General features: G+C 46.1%; 20 protein-coding genes and 1 other annotated feature. Of the genes, 1 reads left to right on the top strand and 19 read right to left on the bottom strand.

Features of this window, described 5'->3' with window-relative positions; all coding sequences use genetic code 11:
- Positions 1–144 precede the first annotated feature (144 nt).
- The gene (locus tag ABU165_RS01020; RefSeq protein ID WP_009796133.1) at positions 145–540 is read left to right on the top strand and encodes a hypothetical protein; all 396 of its coding nucleotides are present in this window, start codon (positions 145–147) and stop codon (positions 538–540) included.
- A 113-nt stretch (positions 541–653) separates the two neighbouring features.
- On the opposite strand, the gene ABU165_RS01015 is transcribed toward ABU165_RS01020, so the two are convergent.
- The 19 genes from ABU165_RS01015 to hflK all read right to left on the bottom strand — a co-directional run bounded on the left by ABU165_RS01015 (position 654) and on the right by hflK (position 19869).
- Positions 654–1226 carry a TVP38/TMEM64 family protein gene (locus ABU165_RS01015; RefSeq protein ID WP_009796132.1) on the bottom strand — a complete coding sequence of 191 codons (573 nt, stop codon included), beginning with the start codon at positions 1224–1226 and terminating at the stop codon, positions 654–656.
- 63 nt (positions 1227–1289) lie between these two features.
- Positions 1290–1559: a DUF1294 domain-containing protein gene (locus ABU165_RS01010; protein ID WP_009796131.1), complete on the bottom strand. Its 270-nt coding sequence runs from the start codon at positions 1557–1559 to the stop codon at positions 1290–1292.
- An 86-nt stretch (positions 1560–1645) separates the two neighbouring features.
- On the bottom strand, positions 1646–2005 hold the full coding sequence (gene rplT, locus ABU165_RS01005; RefSeq protein ID WP_009796130.1) for a 50S ribosomal protein L20: 360 nt from the start codon (positions 2003–2005) through the stop codon (positions 1646–1648).
- Between the two features lie 25 nt (positions 2006–2030).
- On the bottom strand, positions 2031–2231 hold the full coding sequence (rpmI, locus tag ABU165_RS01000) for a 50S ribosomal protein L35 (protein WP_009796129.1): 201 nt from the start codon (positions 2229–2231) through the stop codon (positions 2031–2033).
- A gap of 16 nt (positions 2232–2247) precedes the next feature.
- Complete coding sequence (infC, locus tag ABU165_RS00995) at positions 2248–2751, bottom strand: translation initiation factor IF-3 (RefSeq protein ID WP_022544261.1); 504 nt, start codon at positions 2749–2751, stop codon at positions 2248–2250.
- 147 nt (positions 2752–2898) lie between these two features.
- Positions 2899–3025 (bottom strand) — a sequence feature (ribosomal protein L20 leader region).
- A 258-nt stretch (positions 3026–3283) separates the two neighbouring features.
- Positions 3284–5215, bottom strand: a complete 1932-nt coding sequence (gene thrS / locus ABU165_RS00990; protein ID WP_148948946.1) for a threonine--tRNA ligase — start codon at positions 5213–5215, stop codon at positions 3284–3286.
- A gap of 410 nt (positions 5216–5625) precedes the next feature.
- On the bottom strand, positions 5626–6492 hold the full coding sequence (gene ytxC, locus ABU165_RS00985) for a putative sporulation protein YtxC (RefSeq protein ID WP_009791381.1): 867 nt from the start codon (positions 6490–6492) through the stop codon (positions 5626–5628).
- A gap of 240 nt (positions 6493–6732) precedes the next feature.
- Entirely contained in the window at positions 6733–7659 is a 927-nt protein-coding gene (dnaI, locus tag ABU165_RS00980; RefSeq protein WP_009791379.1) for a primosomal protein DnaI, read from the bottom strand.
- Between the two features lie 12 nt (positions 7660–7671).
- The gene (locus ABU165_RS00975) at positions 7672–9069 is read right to left on the bottom strand and encodes a replication initiation and membrane attachment family protein (protein ID WP_035401185.1); all 1398 of its coding nucleotides are present in this window, start codon (positions 9067–9069) and stop codon (positions 7672–7674) included.
- A 107-nt stretch (positions 9070–9176) separates the two neighbouring features.
- A complete protein-coding gene (nrdR, locus tag ABU165_RS00970) occupies positions 9177–9635 on the bottom strand; it encodes a transcriptional regulator NrdR (protein WP_009791377.1) in 459 nt (152 codons plus the stop codon).
- A 105-nt stretch (positions 9636–9740) separates the two neighbouring features.
- Positions 9741–10142: a hypothetical protein gene (locus ABU165_RS00965; RefSeq protein WP_009791375.1), complete on the bottom strand. Its 402-nt coding sequence runs from the start codon at positions 10140–10142 to the stop codon at positions 9741–9743.
- Between the two features lie 259 nt (positions 10143–10401).
- Positions 10402–10782 (bottom strand): adenosylmethionine decarboxylase, encoded by a 381-nt coding sequence (speD, locus tag ABU165_RS00960; protein ID WP_009791374.1) that lies wholly within the window; start codon positions 10780–10782, stop codon positions 10402–10404.
- Between the two features lie 569 nt (positions 10783–11351).
- Positions 11352–12383 (bottom strand): glyceraldehyde-3-phosphate dehydrogenase, encoded by a 1032-nt coding sequence (locus ABU165_RS00955; RefSeq protein WP_009791373.1) that lies wholly within the window; start codon positions 12381–12383, stop codon positions 11352–11354.
- A 235-nt stretch (positions 12384–12618) separates the two neighbouring features.
- Positions 12619–13233, bottom strand: a complete 615-nt coding sequence (gene coaE, locus ABU165_RS00950; protein WP_094766917.1) for a dephospho-CoA kinase — start codon at positions 13231–13233, stop codon at positions 12619–12621.
- Positions 13234–13254: 21 nt separating this feature from the next.
- Positions 13255–13890: a sporulation membrane protein YtaF gene (ytaF, locus tag ABU165_RS00945; RefSeq protein WP_022544264.1), complete on the bottom strand. Its 636-nt coding sequence runs from the start codon at positions 13888–13890 to the stop codon at positions 13255–13257.
- A gap of 336 nt (positions 13891–14226) precedes the next feature.
- Complete coding sequence (gene mutM / locus ABU165_RS00940) at positions 14227–15054, bottom strand: DNA-formamidopyrimidine glycosylase (RefSeq protein WP_101550504.1); 828 nt, start codon at positions 15052–15054, stop codon at positions 14227–14229.
- An 87-nt stretch (positions 15055–15141) separates the two neighbouring features.
- Entirely contained in the window at positions 15142–17775 is a 2634-nt protein-coding gene (gene polA / locus ABU165_RS00935) for a DNA polymerase I (RefSeq protein WP_129613941.1), read from the bottom strand.
- 197 nt (positions 17776–17972) lie between these two features.
- The gene (gene hflC / locus ABU165_RS00930; RefSeq protein WP_009791366.1) at positions 17973–18908 is read right to left on the bottom strand and encodes a protease modulator HflC; all 936 of its coding nucleotides are present in this window, start codon (positions 18906–18908) and stop codon (positions 17973–17975) included.
- Positions 18901–19869: an FtsH protease activity modulator HflK gene (gene hflK / locus ABU165_RS00925; protein WP_022544265.1), complete on the bottom strand. Its 969-nt coding sequence runs from the start codon at positions 19867–19869 to the stop codon at positions 18901–18903. The genes hflC and hflK overlap by 8 nt, the downstream gene beginning before the upstream one ends.
- Between the last annotated feature and the right edge of the window lie 25 nt (positions 19870–19894).

The following is a 19894-nucleotide window of genomic DNA, read 5'->3' as shown; positions in this document are numbered from 1 at the left end:
CCCCCTGGATTGGCAGCTGACGGTGATGGGCCATGGCAAAAAAATCATCCGTCAGAAAAAATTATAACAAATTAAAAAAAGAACGAAACTTTTTTGAGATATATCCGTAAGTAAAGATAAAACTGTGACCAGTGGAGGTATTTTATGATGTGGGCGATACGCTTGCTTTTGTTTGCACTCATTTTATTTCTCATCTACACATGCGTGAAATATATAATCAATCCAAAGCGGAAGCTCGAGCTTGCCCATGAACAAAAGCGCTATTATTTCCTGGATGACCAGAATAATGTCCGCAAAAATTTCCTGATTACGTACAAGGGCGTCCTGCTTGAGGGGGAGAAATATTTAGGGACCACTGACAATGCTTTTGAGGTTGTTTCCATTTTTATTTGGCCTCATAATCCGTCCTCTCTCAAAGGGATGGTAAGGGAAGACTTTCAATTCATTGAAAGAAAAATTTCGGAGCAATATCCCAATGCAAAGCTTGACTGGAAGAGCCCCATCAAGGAATTCATGAGCAAAGGCACAGACTCTATTTAAGGGAGTTTGAAAGCTGAACTTTAGAAAAAGGAAAAGGCGCCAATCATCCGGCTGGCGCCTTTTTATCATGCAAAAAAATCGACTTATACCCAGCGGCCGGAGCGATGTTCTTCTTATGCTGTTTCCTTGAAAAAATCCCGCCATTGAATAACGCTCATCTTCTCTCTTAGTATATACACTAAAACTCCAAGTACCAGCAGAATTGCCAATGCGGCCGGAAGCGAAAACCGGCTGATGAACCCGCCAAACATGGTATAGCATACCGCCATAGGCAGATTGGTCAGCCAGCTTCCCTTCACAAACTCCCCAAACCGTTTATACCGCTCAAGCAGACAAAAGGTGAGCAGATGATAATGAACGAAAGGGATCAGCCGGAGAACAGCCACCTGGCCTGCAGTAAGATTCCTGTATTCGCCGAACCAGCGTTTCTTCAAAGAAGTCAGCTTACTGCGGGCAGCGGGCATTTTTTCCAGCAGCCAATAAAAGAGCATATTCCCAAGGAGAAGCCCTGCAGCAGAATAGGCGGTGCCCGGAACCATTCCGAATGCCGCCCCTCCCGCTATGCAAACAGCAGCCGCAGGCACGAAAAGAAACAGCCTTATTGTATGAAGCAGAATGAATAAGACCGGAGACAGCCAGCCGCCCGTATGGACGGCGGCCAATACGAGAGACAGCATTTCATTCATGGTTGCCACCTTCTTTGCTGTTAAATCTTGATGTTACTTTAACATATAGCAAATGAAGGCAGCTTATGACCAAACGGCAAGCAAATATATACAGACTGCCGCTTCAATTATGCTCAGCGCCGGCAGCCCGTATTTAAAAGCATCATGCTTTGTTTTATGCCTGAATTTATTCATGCCGGCGTACATTCCCGGAGCCCCGAAAACAAAAGCTATGGTCCAAAGTGTTCTTTCGCTTATCCGATATTGATTTTTCTGTGCTTTTTGTTTATCTGCCCTCATAATAAAATAGCCTGCTGCATTGATCAGCAGCAAATACAAAGCAGCCCATTGCATTAACAGCCAGCCCCTTTATGTATAGTCATATTATTGAAAAAAGCCATCCTCATAGCGAGAATGGCTTTCTAAAGGCCTCAGCCTTATTACTTGCTCAGGTTCTGCTTTGCAACAGAAGCTAATTCTGCAAATGCTTTTTCGTCAGCAACTGCAAGTTCAGCAAGCATTTTGCGGTTCACTTCGATGCCTGCAACCTTAAGGCCATGCATCAAACGGCTGTAAGAAAGACCGTTCATGCGGGCAGCCGCATTGATACGAGTGATCCATAGTTTACGGAAGTCGCGCTTTTTCTGGCGACGGTCACGGTATGCATACATTAATGATTTCATAACCTGCTGGTTAGCAACTTTATATAATGTATGTTTTGAACCGAAATAACCTTTGGCTAATTTAAGAACTTTTTTACGACGTTTGCGAGTAACTGTACCGCCTTTTACACGTGGCATATCTTTTCCCTCCTATATTCGGAAATTACTTAATGTTGTCTAGCATATGGCGAATGCGTCTGAAATCGCCTTTGGAAACAATCGCAGCTTTACGAAGCTTACGCTTTTGTTTAGTTGATTTGTTAGCAAATAAGTGGCTAGTGTAAGCGTGAGAACGTTTCAGTTTGCCTGAACCAGTCTTCTTGAAGCGCTTAGCTGTACCGCGGTGAGTTTTCATTTTTGGCATGTGGAATTCCCCCTCTTTACTTGTCAATTTTAGGTGCTAAGACCATGAACATGCTGCGTCCGTCCATTTTCGGATGTGATTCCACAGCTGCAACTTCCTTGCAGGCTTCCGCAAAACGGACTAAAACACGCTGACCAATTTCCTTATGTGTAATCGCACGACCTTTGAATCGGATCGAAGCTTTTACTTTATCGCCCTTTTCCAGGAACTTAATTGCATTTCGCAGCTTTGTATTAAAGTCATGCTCATCAATAGTCGGACTTAAGCGAACTTCTTTGATATTGATAATCTTTTGGTTTTTGCGAGCTTCTTTTTCCTTCTTCTGCTGCTCAAACTTAAACTTTCCATAGTCCATGATACGGGCTACAGGAGGTTTAGCATTTGGCGCAACAAGAACAACGTCAAGATTTACGCGTGTAGCAATTTCCAGCGCTTCATTCTTGGACTTGATTCCCAATTGCTCGCCATTTTGGTCAATTAGACGAACTTCACGGGCGCGGATGCCCTCGTTTAACAACATATCTTGTTTGCTAATAGTTAGCCACCTCCAAGGTTTTGTGCGAATACAACGTCTGAGTCAAGAGCAGCCGCAAGCTGCAGAACCTGCACCGAATCCCACGCTGCATCCAGCATGACACTGACAATATTACATCATAAAGCTTTATAGACATATAAAAAAGTGCGGATGAAATCACCCACACTTACGAAACGACAAGTTAAAAGCTGTTTCAGTAAAACCTGCCAACTGCTCTTTGCGTCAGCCAGGTGAGAAGCGGGTGCTTCTTCTTTTCCTCAAAGCCGTATTCAATTTACCTAAGTAACTATATCACAAATGATAATTTCGTGTCAAACGAATAGATGTTTTTATCACAACGATTTGAATTCTATCAAAGAAATTGATTTCTTGCAATAGTTTTCGCGGATTTTTTTTCTTAATCATTATAATGATTGGCTGTGTTATACAGAGTTTTACGCAAATGAGTCCAAAATCAACCATTAATAACAAAGTTTAACTAATAAAAAGAGAGGCCGCAGCCTCCCTGTAAAAATTGTTATCTCACTGTATCTTCCTTCAGTGCATCCTTGAATACATCAAATGACATGGTCTCAGACTTCTGCTCGCCGTATTTGCGGACATTTACCGCATTATCTGAAACTTCTTTGTCCCCAAGAACAAGCATATACGGGATTTTCTGCATCTGTGCTTCGCGGATTTTGTAGCCGATTTTCTCATTGCGGGCATCCAATTCCACCCTGTAGCCTTGAGCCTGGAGCTCTTCCTGAACCTTTTTCGCGTAGTCGAAATGGGCGTCAGGGGAAACCGGGATCACTTGTACCTGTACTGGTGCCAGCCATGTCGGGAACGCCCCCTTATATTCTTCGATAAGGAAAGCTACAAAGCGTTCCATCGTGGAGACGACACCCCGGTGGATGACGACAGGGCGATGCTGCTTCCCGTCTTCGCCGACATAAGAGAGATCAAAGCGCTCAGGCAGAAGGAAATCAAGCTGGGCAGTGGAAAGGGTCTCTTCTTTGCCAAGCGCTGTTTTTACCATCACGTCCAGCTTAGGGCCGTAGAATGCTGCCTCGCCTTCTGCTTCATAGTAGTCAAGGCCAAGCTCGTCCATCGCTTCCTTCAGCATGGATTGTGCTTTTTCCCACATCTCATCGTCATTGAAGTACTTCTCAGTATCCTGAGGATCGCGGTAAGAGAGGCGGAATGAATAATCTTCAATATTGAAGTCTTTATATACCTCGAGAATCAGGTGAACAACGCGCTTGAACTCTTCCTTGATCTGATCCGGGCGCACAAAAATATGAGCATCATTCAAAGTCATTCCGCGCACACGCTGCAGTCCGGACAGCGCACCAGACATTTCATAGCGGTGCATGGTGCCAAGCTCGGCAATCCTGATCGGCAGCTCACGGTAGCTGTGAATGCTGTTTTTATAAATCATCATATGGTGCGGGCAGTTCATCGGGCGGAGGACAAGCTCCTCATTATCCATTTCCATGACAGGGAACATATCTTCCTGGTAGTGGTCCCAGTGGCCGGATGTTTTATATAGCTCAACATTTGCCATAACTGGCGTATATACATGCTCATAGCCGAGCCGCTGTTCCTTATCAACGATATAGCGCTCAACGATGCGGCGGATGGTTGCACCCTTCGGCAGCCACATTGGCAGCCCCTGACCGACCTTCTGGGAAGTCATGAACAGATCAAGCTCTTTGCCGATCTTCCTGTGGTCGCGCTCTTTCGCTTCCTCGAGCAGGCGCAGATGCTCAGCCAGATCTTCTTTCTTAAAGAATGCTGTACCGTAAATGCGCTGCAGCATCTTATTGTCGCTGTCTCCGCGCCAGTATGCGCCGGCAATGCTGAGAAGCTTGAATTCCTTGATCTTGCCTGTGGAAGGCACATGGACACCGCGGCAAAGGTCTGTGAAATCACCCTGCTCATAAAGAGTGACAGTTTCCCCCTCCGGAATCGCTTCAATCAGTTCAAGCTTGTACTCATCGCCGATTTCCTTGAAGAACTCGACCGCTTCTTCACGGCTAACTGCTTTGCGGTGCACATCAATGTTTTCATTGACGATTTTGGCCATTTCTTTTTCAATCAGCGGCAGGTCTTCCGGAGTCAGTGATTCTTCAAGATCCACATCATAATAGAATCCGCCTTCAATGACAGGGCCAACACCGAATTTGGCGCCCTTGTGCAGGCGTTTGATGGCCTGTGCCATTAAGTGGGCTGTACTGTGGCGAAGAACCTCGAGCGCTTCATCACTGCCCTGTGTGACAATTTCAATGGAACCATCTTCTTCAATCGGCCTGCGAAGATCGTACATTATGCCGTTCAGCTTTCCGGCCAGTGCTTTTTTCTTCAATCCCGGGCTGATGGATGCAGCCACATCCTCTGTAGATGTTCCTTTCGAAAATTCCTTTACAGCTCCATCCGGAAAAGTCAATTTAATTAATTCTGACATGAAAATTCCTCCTTATGTGCTTAAAAAACAAAAAACCCGTCCCTAAAGAAGGGACGAGTTGTATTTAACACGTGGTTCCACCCAAATTCCCAGACGCAAAAAAACACGCAGTCCGGCTTAGTGAGGGATATAACGGTCCCATGCCCGCCAGCCGATACTTTGGCCAATGATAACAGCAAATCTTTTCGCCGTCTGCTGCACCCGGCTATTGTTACGGGCGCAAAATCATCGTCCTTTTCCTGGCTGTTGTTCGGAGGCGGTAAGCATTTCATCCGTGCTGGGAAGTTTTCAGCCTTGGCTTCCCTCTCTTTGAACCGTAATGAATACCCTTGTCCTCGTCGCTACATTTGTGGTGTTTGAATTATTATGTACGTTATTATAGTAGTTTATCTTGGAAAAATCAAGGGATTTCAGATTTTCTCCCTTCCTGCTGCAGAGAGGATTTTCTTCAGTTCTATAAAGGCCTCAAGAGGCTGGATGATCACTCTTTCCTCAAAAATATTGCGGACGGTCCTGGCGAGCGGACAGTCTGGTTCATTAGAATAAAGATAAATGGCTGACGGTGCCATTGAAAGGAGCGGGGCGATCGTAACGGAGTCGACGTATACTGGATGGTTAAAAAGCAGCCGGCGGTCAACCATCTTCAAGAGCTCAGCCCGCTTGATTTCAATAAGTCCTCCATCATAAAAAGCAGTCTCCTCCCCCATCACCAGATGGACAGCACTGCGCTTAGGGGCCCTGCCCTTCAGGAAGTCCCTCAGCATGTGGATGAACATTTGGTATTCCTGCTCCATTTTATATTCATCTATGGAAAGTGCTGCATATCGTTCAAGCTGGTCCATCATCGGGCGGAGACGGAATTTTACAAAAGAGTCGAACGAAAACGAAGAGATGTCCCCTGTCATTAATTCTTCAATTGCGAGGCTAAGGCTTTCCTCCGGTCCAGGACCGTCCAGAAAAGCAGACAAATCATCCCTGTTTCCCTCCAGGATAGAATGGATGATATCCAATATCTGCTGCTGCTCTTCCTCGTCTTCATAAAAATACTGCTCCGAAAGAATCCTGCGGAACCAGTCATCCTGCTTCGTTTCTATAATAAAATGTGTCATCGCCCTTTTTACCAGGTCTGCCGTCTCCTGCAATCCGCCCGTTTTAATCTGAACAGCATACCCGTCTTTAAGCTGAAGTGATGATATATTAGAGGATGACAGTCCAAGCTCCAGGAGACCCTGCAGTTTCCTCGCATCCTGCTGATTCTGGAAAATGATTTCAATCAATCATATCCCCCCTTGTTTTTTAAACAATATTCGAAGCTGCAGCAAGCGCCGGGAGATATCCTCTCCTTACCTATACGGCTTCCTTCGTTAATATCCCTGATTCCATGTATATGGGAAACTTGTACAATTTAGAAGCAGATGCGGAGCATAACAGGGATAAAAAAGGGGACATATTGAAGGAATAGAATTTGGAGAAAAAATAAAAACTGCCTTTCCCAAGGCAGTTTTCAGATTCATTCCTTATACACGGCGGTTCGGACCGTCAACCAGGACAGGCTCAGACAGGTAGCGGATGCGCTCCATGATCCGGCGCGCTTTCATTTTTTCTTCTTCACCGCGCTGACTGTAGGTCAGATGATGCTCCAGCCCCTGCATATCAAAATTGGACGTAAAGAAGGTTGGCAGGTTCTCCAGCATCCTGAACTGCAGGATCGGTCCTAATACCTCATCCCTTGTCCAGCTGGACATCGTTTCGGCGCCAATATCATCGAGCATCAGGATCGGCTCGCGCTTGATGGCCTCAAGCTTTTCATTTAAGGTCGAATCTCCGATGCTGCTTTTCATTTCCCTTAAAAGCTCCGGGACATAGACGATCATGGACGAAATCTTCTTCTTGGCAAGCTCATTGGCAATTGCACCAAGCAGAAATGATTTGCCGACTCCGAACTTCCCATAGAAATACAGCCCCTTCTGCCTTGTCCCGGGCTGGTAATTTTCGACGAAGCTTTCCGCTTTATCCACCGCATCCAGTCTTGTATCCAGGTAAACATCAGCGAAGGAGGCGTTGACAATCTCTTTTGGGATATACAGGCTCCGGATCAGCTTCTCATTTTTCTTCCGTTCATCATGAATCACCTTGCGCGGGCAGCGGTTGTATTGGACATCAATGATCCCCCGCCTGATGACCAGTTCAGGATGATATCCCTGCATCATATTCTTGCATTCCCCAAGGCTTGGGCACTCTCTGCATTCCTTGCTCTGCTGGGCATACTCCGAAAGCTTGATCATGCTCCTTTCTGCCATTTCAGCTGTAATTTCTGCGCGGTGCTCCTGCAAAAAAGCTTTTACATCAGGATGGGAGAAAACTTCCTTCTTTTGCTGCTCGTACCTCTTTTGAAAGCTTTCATTACCTGCAAGTTTTTTCAATGTCTCATTGATTCTTTCCATGCTGCCACCTCCTTATTTCCGATACTTTTTAAGCCTTTCCTCTAAGGCCCGCCTTTTTGCCTCATATTCTGAGTCATTGGCGGCAGCTGCTTTTTGCGGCTGCTCTTCCTGCTGCTCATCAAACCAGTCAGGCAATGCTTCTTTTCTGATCGGCTTTTTCGCTGAAGCAGGCTTCGCCTTTTTGCCTTCTGCCCACTCCAGATACTGGCGGTGTTCATTCTTGGCCAGCATCATAGCTTCTTTAACCGTTTTAATCTGTTTTCTTGCCCAATGCCCGGCAATCTTCTCTACATATGCTTTCGTCAGCTTCATATCTGTTTTTAGCATAACATACTGAATGAGAACATTAGCAACGCCTGGATGCAGTTTCTGCTGAAACATAACGTCCTCAATAATTTGCAGATCACCTTTAGAGGGATCTGCCCCGCCGGAAATATCCTTTAACAGCTGGCGCGGGGAAGTGATCTCCATATATCTGATCAATTCTTCTTCCTGTGTTTTCGGCTCAGCGGCTTGAACCTGATGGATGCCTGGCTGGATCCGGTCTATCAGGGAAGGCAGCTGGTCCTGATGCTCAAATTGATACCAGTCACGTGCCGATTTCCGCAGTTCTTCAATATTGATATCATTATCTTCCGTCATTGCACTAATCAGGATGTTTTTCATCTGCAGGGCATCAATCCCATAAAGGAAGGACAGGTTGCTGATGGCTTCCCGGACCTTCGGGGTCAGGGCCGACTTGGGGAGAAGAGATTCATTCAACCCCGCTGCCAGCAGCTCAAAATCAAAGGATGAACCTCCGATTTTTATCTCTTCAGGGCTTGTTCTCCCTATGAAGGTAAATCCCTCTTCAAGAGACAGATCCCTTCCTGTATCCTGGTCAGGGGAGAAAGCTGCAGGATGGCCTGACTCATATACATCCTGAAAGGCTTTAGTCACTTCATCATAACCCTGCATCACGCCGGAATCATGGTCACAGAAAAAGCGCTTGAGCCTCAGAAACTGATTTTTTCCGATTTTGCGGTATAGATAAATGTTAAGCATCCCATCCAGGAAAAACTGCTCCGGACTCAGCGGCGGCTGCAGTTCGTATATAAAAGAGCGGCTGCCCTCCTCATTTTTCACAAAAGCCTTCAAAAGACCAATTCCTTCAAGCTTCAGTCTTGCTTCATAAATTTCCTTTAAGTTCATCCCCATGAAATTCATCAAGCTGTGATGGCTGTTAGATTGAGACCAGAGCCTGTTTTCCTCCAGTTCAGCCCATAACGTCATATATAGACTGAGGCAGGCCGCCCCGATTAAGGGCTGGTACAACAAAGTCAGAACTTTTCTGTCATAATCATGCAAAAGACCGCTCGCGGCCACTGCATAGCGGTCAATCGGAAGCATTTCTTGCCAATGCTGGGCCATAGCTGCCAACCTTTCTACGATCTTCAGGAAACCAGCCAAAAAAGAGCCAAAGACAGTCTTTAGCTCGGCTCTGGCTGGAGGCACCTCAATGCATCACTTCCAAAAGATCATTGTTCTTTTTTGATTAATTCTTTCAACTCATCGATAAATACATTGATATCCTTGAATTGCCGGTAAACAGAGGCAAACCTGACATAAGCAACCTCATCGATTTTGGCCAGTCTGTCCATGACCATTTCACCGATAAATTCGCTTTTTATTTCAGAAACCCCCTGGCTGCGAAGCTCCTTCTCCACTTCAGATGTCACTTCTTCAAGCTCCTTAAGGGCAACAGGACGTTTTTCGCAGGCCTTGATCAGGCCCCTCAGCATCTTATCGCGGCTGAACTCCTCGCGTGTGCCTTCCTTCTTTACGACAATGAGCGGAATTTCCTCCACCTTCTCGAATGTGGTGAAGCGATAGCCGCATTTCTCGCACTCCCGCCTTCTGCGAATGGAACGGCCGTCATCGACCGGACGGGAATCAAGGACGCGTGTATTGTTATTCTGGCATGAAGGGCATTTCATACAATCAGCTCCGTATCCTCATTCATGTACTTGCTGGCCGTTTCTCTGCACGAAGGCCATTCTGTTTCTATCATATAAAAAACACATCAGCTGTACAAGCTTCCGCTATTCAGCATTCCTGCCGGAACCAAGATATGTAAGTTCTTTATCCAGTCTGCTGTAGAAACCTGTGATTTCCTTTTTCAGGGAAGGTAATGCTCCCGCAGGAGAAAATTGCTCAGTCGATATATTTACATCAATGGCAGACTCCATTCCTCTTACAGACACAATGGTGATAATGGCAAAGTACTTTTTGCCGCGGGTAATTTCCGCAGCCATTTCTCCATGCTCTTTGGCAGAGCTGATCATTTTCACGCTGGGGTCCTTCCGCAGAACGTTTTCCGCGGTTTCAAAAGCCTTATTAAAGCTGGCCTTATAGTATCTTGTGCGCAGATTCTCATCCCGATGGCTTTCGCTTGTTTCACACTGTTTTTGAAAGCGGCCGAAAACTGTCCGAAAAATTGACATTCATTCATCCTCCGAGTTATCACTTTTCTCTATTTTAACACAAGAAAAGCGCCAGCGCCTTGTCAAAAACGGGACGCTGCGTCCTGCGGCAGCGTCTTGTGATCTTGAGGGGCAGGAGCTGGGGCTGTACAGCTGCCATAGCTGAAAAAAGTATCTAATCTTTATAGAAGATCATGCTGCCTGCCCTTTCTTCCGGCCAATATAAAAAGAGGTGTATGGATACACCCCTTTGATTTGTCAGTTTATCAGTTTGTCATTTTTATAGTGCGTTTGCTTGAGCTTGCTTAACTTGAACAGGACCCATGCCGCGAGGAATTTCGATATTCTCACGCGTTTGAGCGCCTAACTCTTCCGCAATATAGTCTGCAGCAATGTTAGGATCAAGATCTCCGCATGTGTATACATCAATGCTTGCATAGCCATGCTCCGGGAAGCTGTGGATAGTTAAATGAGACTCGGAAATGATTACCACTCCGCTTACACCCTGCGGCGCAAACTTGTGGAATGCGACTTCGCGGATTTCTGCACCAGACTTTAATGCAGCCCCTACAAATGTCTGCTCAATAAATTCCATATCATTCAACTTTTCAAAATCGCAGCCCCATAGCTCTGAAATAACATGACGGCCCATTGTTTCCATATTCAAATTTCCCCCTTTTTAAAAATACAAACGAATTAATGAGCTTCTTCATTTTTACTGGCCAACAACTACCACGGGGGAAAGTTAGTCCAGAGAGGTCCTAACCCTTTAAGTAGCCATCACTGCCAAAATTCAAGAAGTTCACGAGGAATAGTATACTTTGTTTATATTTTTTTTGCAACAGGAGTTTTTGATTTTTTTAGATGGCTATTTTCCTCATCATTAGATGGTCAACCATTGAAATAAATCAGGACAAAACTGGTTTACTTAAAGGACTATCCTCTAATAATGGAGTGTTGATTTCCGTTCCAGGCACTTCGCTTTCCGCGGGGCGGCGCTGAGCCTCCTCAGAGCAAGCTCTTGCGGGGTCTCAGCTTTGCCGCTGCAATCCCGCAGGAGTCTTCGTGCCTTCCACTGCAATCAACTGGTTTTAGAAATTTTAAAAGGCAAAATCATAATACAAAAAAATAAAAAATAAAAACAGGGTACGGAAGAATTCTTCCGTACCCCTTATGTCTAAATTCAGCGTGCTTTAATAAGCAAGCATTGGCTTACAATTTTCCGGTGTGTCAGCCTGCTTTTACTTCTGTTAGTTTTGCCATTTTTCCGGCAACGAAGTTGACGAGGTCGACGACTCGGCAGGAGTAGCCCCATTCGTTGTCATACCAGGCGAGCACTTTTACTTTGTTGGGGCCGATGACCATGGTTGAGAGGCCGTCTATGATGGCAGAGTGTTCATTGGTATTAAAGTCGACAGATACGAGCGGCTCTTCTGTAATATCCAGGACGCCCCTCATGCTTCCTCTGGCTGCAGCTTCAAAGGCATCGTTGATTTCCTCGGCAGTCACTTCTTTATTCAGGTCCACCACAAGGTCAACCAGCGATACATTTGGCGTCGGGACACGGAGGGCCATTCCGTGAAGCTTGCCCTTCAGCTGGGGCAGCACTAGGGAAAGGGCTTTGGCGGCGCCTGTCGATGTCGGAATGATCGATTGTCCGCATGCCCGTGCACGGCGCAGGTCCTTATGCGGATTGTCGATATTTTTCTGATCGTTTGTGTAAGCATGGACAGTCGTCATCAGTCCATTTTCGATCCCGAATTTTTCATCAAGCACCTTTGCGACGGGCGCAAGGCAATTTGTTGTGCATGATGCGTTAGAAATGATGTCATGCTCATAAATATTTAATGCGCTTTCATTTACTCCCATCACAATGGTGACATCCTCATTTTTACCCGGAGCAGTCAGTATAACCTTTTTAGCTCCTGCCTCTAAATGGAGCGCTGCTTTTTCGCGGGAATTGAATTTGCCTGTTGCTTCTATAACAATATCAATCTCCAGGTCCCTCCATGGGAGTTCAAGGGGATCTCTGCTTGCCAGCAGCCTGATGCGCTTCCCATTTACGACAATTGCATTATTTTCAGGAATCACTTCGCCTTCAAACATCCCGTGATTCGTATCATATTTAATTAAATGAGCCAGAGTTTCAGCAGGATAGCTGGCGTTGATTGCTGCAATTTCAAGGTTTTCCTCCATAATTGCCTTTCTGAACACCATTCTTCCGATCCTTCCAAAACCATTAATCGCTATTCTCGCCATCATTATACGGCCCCTTCCGAATAAGTGTTATACTTATGTTGTTTACCTTTGCTATTAGTATAACATATATAAAACCTTTTGTGCTCCTGATTGTGCACATTTTCAAAAAGTCTAATTATTCAGAATAACACTTTTAGACCTCAGTTCAATATAGTCAGCTTTAAGCCTTTTATGAACGGAAATAACAAAGCACAAACTATAAATGTTTTGTTTTTTAAACATAAAAAAGAGGAAGGCATCAGCTCTTCCCCTTTTCCTCCGGCAGCCATAGATCAAGCAGCCCGGATAACTGCTCCTTCGTCTCCTCAATGGTGCCATTATTATTAATAACCGCATCTGCCAGCCTGACTTTTTCAGTAAGAGGCATTTGAGAATTGATGCGGGCCTCCGCTTCTTTTTCACTTAATGAATTACGGTTCATCAGGCGCCTCAGCTGAGTTTCCCCATCTGTATAAACAAGCAATGTCTTATCTGCCAAATGTTCCAGCTTGCTTTCGAACAGCAGCGGTATATCCAGCACTACTAGCTGCTCCCCTTTTTGGATGGCCTGCTCTTTTTTTTCCAGCATTCTCTTGCGGACTGCAGGATGGACAATCGCATTAAGAGCCAGCCGTTCCTCTTCATTATGAAAAATGATGGCCCCGAGCTTTGCCCGGTCAATTTCTCCATCAGGCTGCAGAATCCCGGTTCCAAAGCGGCTGACAATACCGTTATATGCTTCTTCTCCCTTTTCCACTGCAAGCCGTGCTTCCAAATCTGCATCAATGACCGTAACCCCTTTTTCTATCAGCATGGAGGATACGGTGCTTTTCCCGCTGGCGATGCCTCCAGTCAATCCTATTACTAACGGCATATTCTGTCCTTTCCGGACTCGTTATATTTTCCAGATTCCGATGACAATCAGCAAAAGCCCAGGAATAAAAGAAAAGCGCTGCACCCAGCTGCTGTGGCTGAAAATGGTGCCGATTTTCATTCCGGCAAAAACAAATAGCGAGCTCATCGCAGCCACCGCAGCGGCCAGATAGCCGGGAGAATATCCCAGCATGGCGGCTCCTATCCCTGCTCCAAACGCATCCAAAGATAAAGCAAGGCCCAGCATAAATGCTTCAATCCCTGTAATCGTGCCTGATTTATCAAAATCGGCAGCCATGGGCTTTTGCAGGATGTTTATAACAAGGCCTAATGATTTAATTTCAAAATTGACAATCGTTTTCTCATGGGGAAGAACATCTTTTGATTTTTCCGGACGGAAAAACTGGTACAAGACCCAGGCTCCAAGGAGAATCAAAAGAATTCCGCCAAGACTCTCGGCAGCTTGAGGTGACAGAAAACTCTCGATCACATGGCCGATGGTCATTGCTGTTATAAGCGTTATAGCCGAACAGCAGGCAATAATTAAAATCGACTTTAAGGGTATGCTCATTTTCCTTAACCCATATGTCAAGCCAACACTGAAACTGTCAAGACTGACAGCAAATGCAAGCATAAGAAGTGAGAGTGTGTGTACCATGGATCATGCTCCTTCCTCCTGTAAATCGCTAGGATAGTATATGGAAGAAGCCAATCCAATGTTATTAGAAAAGCGGAAGCGGCTTGCCCAGAGCCGACAAGCATAGGACGCGCAAGAATAAAAGGCGTTCTTTGCCTTTAATTCTTGCGCGGCTTATGACTCGAGCACCTAGGAGCCGCAGCTGAATCGAAATGCGGAAGCGGCTTGCCCAGGGACGACAAGCATAAGGCGCCCAGGAATAAAAGGCGTTCTTTGCCTTTAATTCCTGGGTGACTTATGACTCGAGTCCCTAGCCGCTGCAGCTGGACAATCGAAATGCGGAGGGCGAAAGTCCCTCTACTTCACCTGGCACACAGGGCAGAAGACTGTGCCCCGCCCGCCGACGATGATTCTTTCGAGTGTGCTGCCGCATGTTTTGCATTCCTCTCCTTTTCGCCCGTAGACGAAAAGCTCGAGCTGGAACATGCCGATCTGGCCCTGTGAATTCACATAAGACCTGATGGTGCTGCCCCCCTTCTCAACTGCTTCAGAAAGTGTGGCGACAATCTCCTTATGCAGCCTGCCGATTTCATCATCAGAAAGAGAACTGGCCAGCCTTTCAGGGTGGATGCCTGCTCTGAAAAGCGCCTCATCCACGTAGATATTCCCAAGTCCGACGACTGCTTTCTGATCTAAAAGGGCAGTTTTGACCGCTCGATTGGTGCCGGCCAGCCGCTGCTGCAGAAACTGGGGAGTAAATTCTTCCGAAAACGGCTCAGGCCCCAGCTGGGAAAGGGGCAGACTCGCAAACTCCTCTCCCTTGGCAAACAGGTGCATTGTCCCGAACTTCCTTACATCCCTGTAGCGGAGTTCAGAACCGTCTGTGAAATGGAAGATAACATGGGTATGCTTATCCTTGTCCTCTTCTTTTGAATAGAGAGCATACTTGCCTTCCATGCGGAGATGGGAAACCAAAGCATAATCGTCTGTATAAATGATCAAGAACTTTCCGCGCCTTCCGACATCCAGGATAGTCTGTCCGGCAAGCGCATCGGCAAACTGCTCAGCTTCACCAGGCTGCTTGATCATCTTCGGCCAATGGATGGACACTTGCCCGATTTCTTTGCCGGTGACAAGCTCTTTCAATGTTTTCCTGACTGTTTCTACTTCAGGCAATTCAGGCATGATTCATTCTCCTTTCTTCTTTCTTCAGCCCGGGCTGTCGGGAAGGAAGAAAGCGCCCGGCTGTACCCAAGCGCTTGCTTCTTCCTTCTATTTTGCATCAAACCATGTCGGGCCGTATGAGAAGTCGACCTTTAGCGGGACATCCAGATCTACTGTATTTTCCATCACGTCGGGCACAATTCTCTTTAGTATCTCAATTTCTTCCTCAGGCGCCTCAAAGATCAATTCATCGTGCACCGATAAAAGAAGGCGGGACTGCAGTCCTTCTTCCCGAAGCCGATCGGCCATGTCAATCATGGCTTTCTTAATAACATCGGCAGCACTGCCCTGAATGGGCGTATTCATGGCTGTCCGCTCTGCAAAGCTCCTTAGATTGAAATTCCGGCTCGTAATCTCGGGAAGATATCTTCTTCTGTGAAGAAGTGTCGAAACATATCCCTTCTGTTTCGCCTCCTGGATGATATCGTCCATATACTCGCGGACTCCGGGATAGCTTTCCAGATAGCGGTCGATGAACTGCCCGGCTTCCTTCCTCGTAATCCCCAGGCTTTGCGACAATCCATAATCGCTTATTCCATATACAATTCCAAAGTTGACTGCTTTAGCGTGGCGCCTCATGTTCGAAGTCACTTCACCTTCTGAAACATGGAATACCTCCATAGCTGTCTTTGTATGGACATCCTGATCTTCACGGAAAGCCTCGATCAGCTTTTCATCGCCAGCAATATGCGCAAGGACCCTTAGCTCGATCTGGGAATAGTCGGCTGCAAAAATGACCCAGCCTTTTTCAGAAGGTACAAATGCCTGCCTGATCTTTCTGCCCTCTTCCAGCCGGATCGGGATATTCTGCAGGTTCGGATCCGTAGAGCTGAGGCGCCCCGTTTGTGTGAGTGCCTGATTAAAGCGGGTATGAACCTTCCCTGTTTTCTTGTCCGTCACCTTCAGCAGCCCTTCAATATAAGTCGACTGCAGTTTGCCGAGCTGCCTGTACTGCAGGATTTCCCTGATGATCTCATGCTTATCTTCCAGCTTTTCCAGAACATCAGCAGAAGTAGAATATCCTGTCTTTGTCTTTTTGACAGGAGGCAGGCCGAGCTTTTCAAAGAGGATGACCCCAAGCTGTTTAGGAGAATTAATGTTGAAAGCCTCACCCGCGAGCTCGTGGATGCGCTCTTCAATATTGCCCAGCTTCTGATTGATCTGTTCTCCCATCGCCTGAAGCCTTTCAAGGTCGACTTTGACGCCCTGCGACTCCATATCAGCCAGAATAAGCGAAAGCGGCATTTCCAGATCATAAAAAAGCTCATACTGCCTGTTTTCCTTTAACTCATCTTCAAGCCTGTCCCTAAGGGCTTCCAGGGCTGCAGCTTTTCTGGCAAGATGCCCTGCCAGCTCTTCCTGTGCCGGAATCTTTCTTTTCGCACCTTTCCCGTAGACAGCATCATCCGTCTGTACACCATTGTACCCATGGCGTTTGGCAACTGAAGCAAAGTCTTCGATTGATTCTGACGGATTGATGATATAGGAAGCGATAAGAAGGTCAAACTCCACTCCTTTTAAGTGGATGCCGTGATGGCGCAGGGAAACCTCCGTTCGCTTGGCATCATAGACAATCTTCTTTTTAGATTCGTCCTCGGCCCATTTCTTAAAGGTCTCAGAGCTTAGTGCAAGCTCAGCGGGAATAAAATAGACCCCATTTCCGCTTGCAGCCGAGAAGCCGGCTATTTCGGCGGTATGATAATTCTCTTCAAGCATCTCGACATAAAAAGCAGTTTCGTCTGCAAATAAATCGTCCAGGATGTTTTCTGCTGTTTCAAACTGGATATCTTCAAGGGGCGCAGCAGTTTCTTCTGGTAATTCCCCGCCAATCTTTTCAAGAAGCGAGTTGAATCCGAGATCTTTGAAAAGGGAAACGACTTTGGCCTGGTCGTAGCCTGAATAGCCCACATCTTCTACCTTCACTTCAACAGGCGCTTCCCTTGTGATGGTGGCAAGCTCCTTGCTCATCACTGCCAGATCTTTGTGCTCCTCAAGCTTTTCCTTCAGCTTCTGGCCGCTCACACGATCGATGGATCCAAGCAGGTTCTCAAGCGTTTCAAATTCCTTCAGCAGCTTGATGGCTGTTTTCTCTCCTACACCGGGCACCCCTGGGATATTGTCTGAGCTGTCCCCCATCAGGCCTTTCATATCAATGATCTGGCCAGGCGATAGGCCATATTTTTCCCGGATATGTTCCGGAGTATATTCTTCTATATCCGTTATTCCCTTGCGGGTGATTCCGACGGTAGTATGTTCAGAGCTTAACTGGGTCAAATCCTTATCCCCGGAAATGACTTTTACCTCGAAGCCCTCCTGCTCTGCCTGGAGGGAAAGTGTGCCGATGATATCATCCGCCTCATAATTTTCAAGCTCATAGCGCGGAATTTGATAAGCATCAAGCAGATCACGGATGAAGGGGAATTGTTCAGACAGCTCCGGCGGAGTTTTTTGCCTGCCTCCCTTATATTCAGTGAATGTTTTATGGCGGAATGTTGTTTTTCCTGCATCAAAAGCAACCAGAATATGAGAAGGATCCTCATCCTCCAAGATGCGCATGAGCATCATCGTAAAACCGTAAACTGCATTTGTATGTATGCCTTTGTCATTATTCAGCAGCGGAAGCGCGAAAAAGGCCCTGTATGCAATACTGTTTCCATCAATCAATACAAGCTTTTTAGCCATTGGTCCATCCTCCTTGCAGCGTAGTTCTTTGAAAGCCCGGAAGCGCACTCTTGTTCAGCGCTGCCGCATCTTCAGCCAGTCAAAATAACCCTCACCCTGGCAGAAAAGTAGCTTAACAAAAAAAAACCGTTATTCTTCTTTCATTTTATCACGACTGGATAAAGAAAGAAAAATAACGGCGCGCAGCTATTTGCCTGCTAGTTTGTATACCCCATCAACAGGCGGGCATACGGCGAATCGGAAGGAAGCACAATAACAGACTCCCCATTGATCGTCTTTTTATAAGATTGAAGTGTTCTGTATAGAGAGTAGAAATCAGGATCTTTTGAAAACGACTGATTGTAGATGCGGGCAGCTTCTGCCTCACCCTCCGCCCGGATCGTTTCTGCTTCAGCCTGTGCCTTTGAAAGCATCTCTTTAACGTTCATGTCTGTTTCTGCTACAATCCTGTTATTTTGCGCATCACCCTGTGAAAGATATTCCTGTGCCTTTGTATCCCGCTCGGAAATCATCCTTGTGTATACAGACTGCTCATTTTCGCTTGGCAGATCGGTCCTTTTCATCCTGACATCCGTCACAACGACCCCATACTGGTCCCTGGACAGCATCTCATTCACCTGTTCAGTGATCCTGTCATTGATTGAACCGCGGGAAGAGGCTTCTTCATCAGTGATGATGTCCTCATATTCCAAATTTCCAAGCTCTGCCCTTACCACCGAGTAGATGAATTCTTCCATCCTTGACTCTGCTTTTTCCATCGTCTGGGCATTTGCAATCAGCTTCTTGGGATCCTCGATTCTCCAAACGGCATAATTATCAATAATGATCCTTTTCTTATCTTTCGTATTAATTTCCGCTTCATTGACATCATAGGTCATCTGATACTTAGGCAGGGAAGTGACACTCTGGATGAAAGGAAGTTTATAGCTGAGTCCGGGATCCTTCTCAATCCTGACTACTTCTCCAAACTGGCGGATAACCCTGTACTCGCCTTCCTTCACGATAAAGAGGTTGGCAAAGACCAGAATCAGTGCTGCGATGACAACTACAAGAAAAATTCCTGCTTTAATATAGTTTCGCCATTGAAACCCGTTTCCGCGCTCATTTATATTCACTACATTCTGATCATCCATTGCTTTCACTTCCTTCCTCTGCCGGTGCCTTAGGCTGCTCCTTCTCAAGAGGCCTGATCGGGAAATATTTCATGGTATTCCCGTCATCATTCATGATATAGATTTCAGCACCGGGAAGAACCTGCTCAAGCGTTTCGAGCACCAGCCTCTCCCTTGTGATATCAGGGCTGTTCTTATATTCCGCGTACAGCTTATTGAATACGGCTACATCACCAGTCGCTCCCTGGATCCTTGCAGTTTTATCTCCTTTTGCCTTGGAAATCATGGCATCCTCTTCACCGGCTGCCTCATTCATTCTCTTATTCTTATATTTCTTGGCTTCATTTATTTTAGTATTCATCGTCTCACGGGCATCTGTTACATTGGTGAATGCCTTGCGGACTTCATCATTGGGAAGTTCGACATCCTGAAGTTTGACTGCCAGTATCGATATGCCAATATCATATTTTTCAATCAAAGAAGTCAGCATCTCTCTGACATCCCCTTCGATTTGCGCCTTGCCTGAGGTTAAGGCGTCATCGATCTTGGAATTGCCTATGATGCTTCTTAATGAGGCAGAAGTTGCATCATACATGACTTCCTCAGGATTATCAGCATTAAAAAGGAATTTTTCAGGATTTGTAATTTTCCATTGCACCACAAGGTCTGCATGGACTATGTTCTCATCCCCTGTAATCATCTTTGTATCTTGAGGATGTTCCTTTACCTTCCCATCTTTTTCTTCATAACCGAATTGAAGGCTGAAGGTTTCTTTCGATAGCTTTTCTACTGATTGAATTGGCCATGGCATTTTAAAATGCAGTCCAGGCTCATTGATGCCCTGTTCCACTTCACCGAATGTCAATATGACAGCCTGTTCAGATTCGTCGACTGTATACCAGGTCGTGAATGCTGCAATGCTCAGTATGATAATCAGGACCGCGAGGCCTAATATCGTATAAATCCTTTTTAAACTGACCATTCCCCTGCTCCCCTTTCTGTTTTTA

Origin of the sequence: Cytobacillus sp. T106, from assembly GCF_040492155.1 — a bacterium.
In the GTDB taxonomy this organism is placed as follows: domain Bacteria; phylum Bacillota; class Bacilli; order Bacillales; family Cytobacillaceae; genus Bacillus_AB; species Bacillus_AB infantis.
This window is presented reverse-complemented; position numbering and strand designations above follow the sequence as displayed.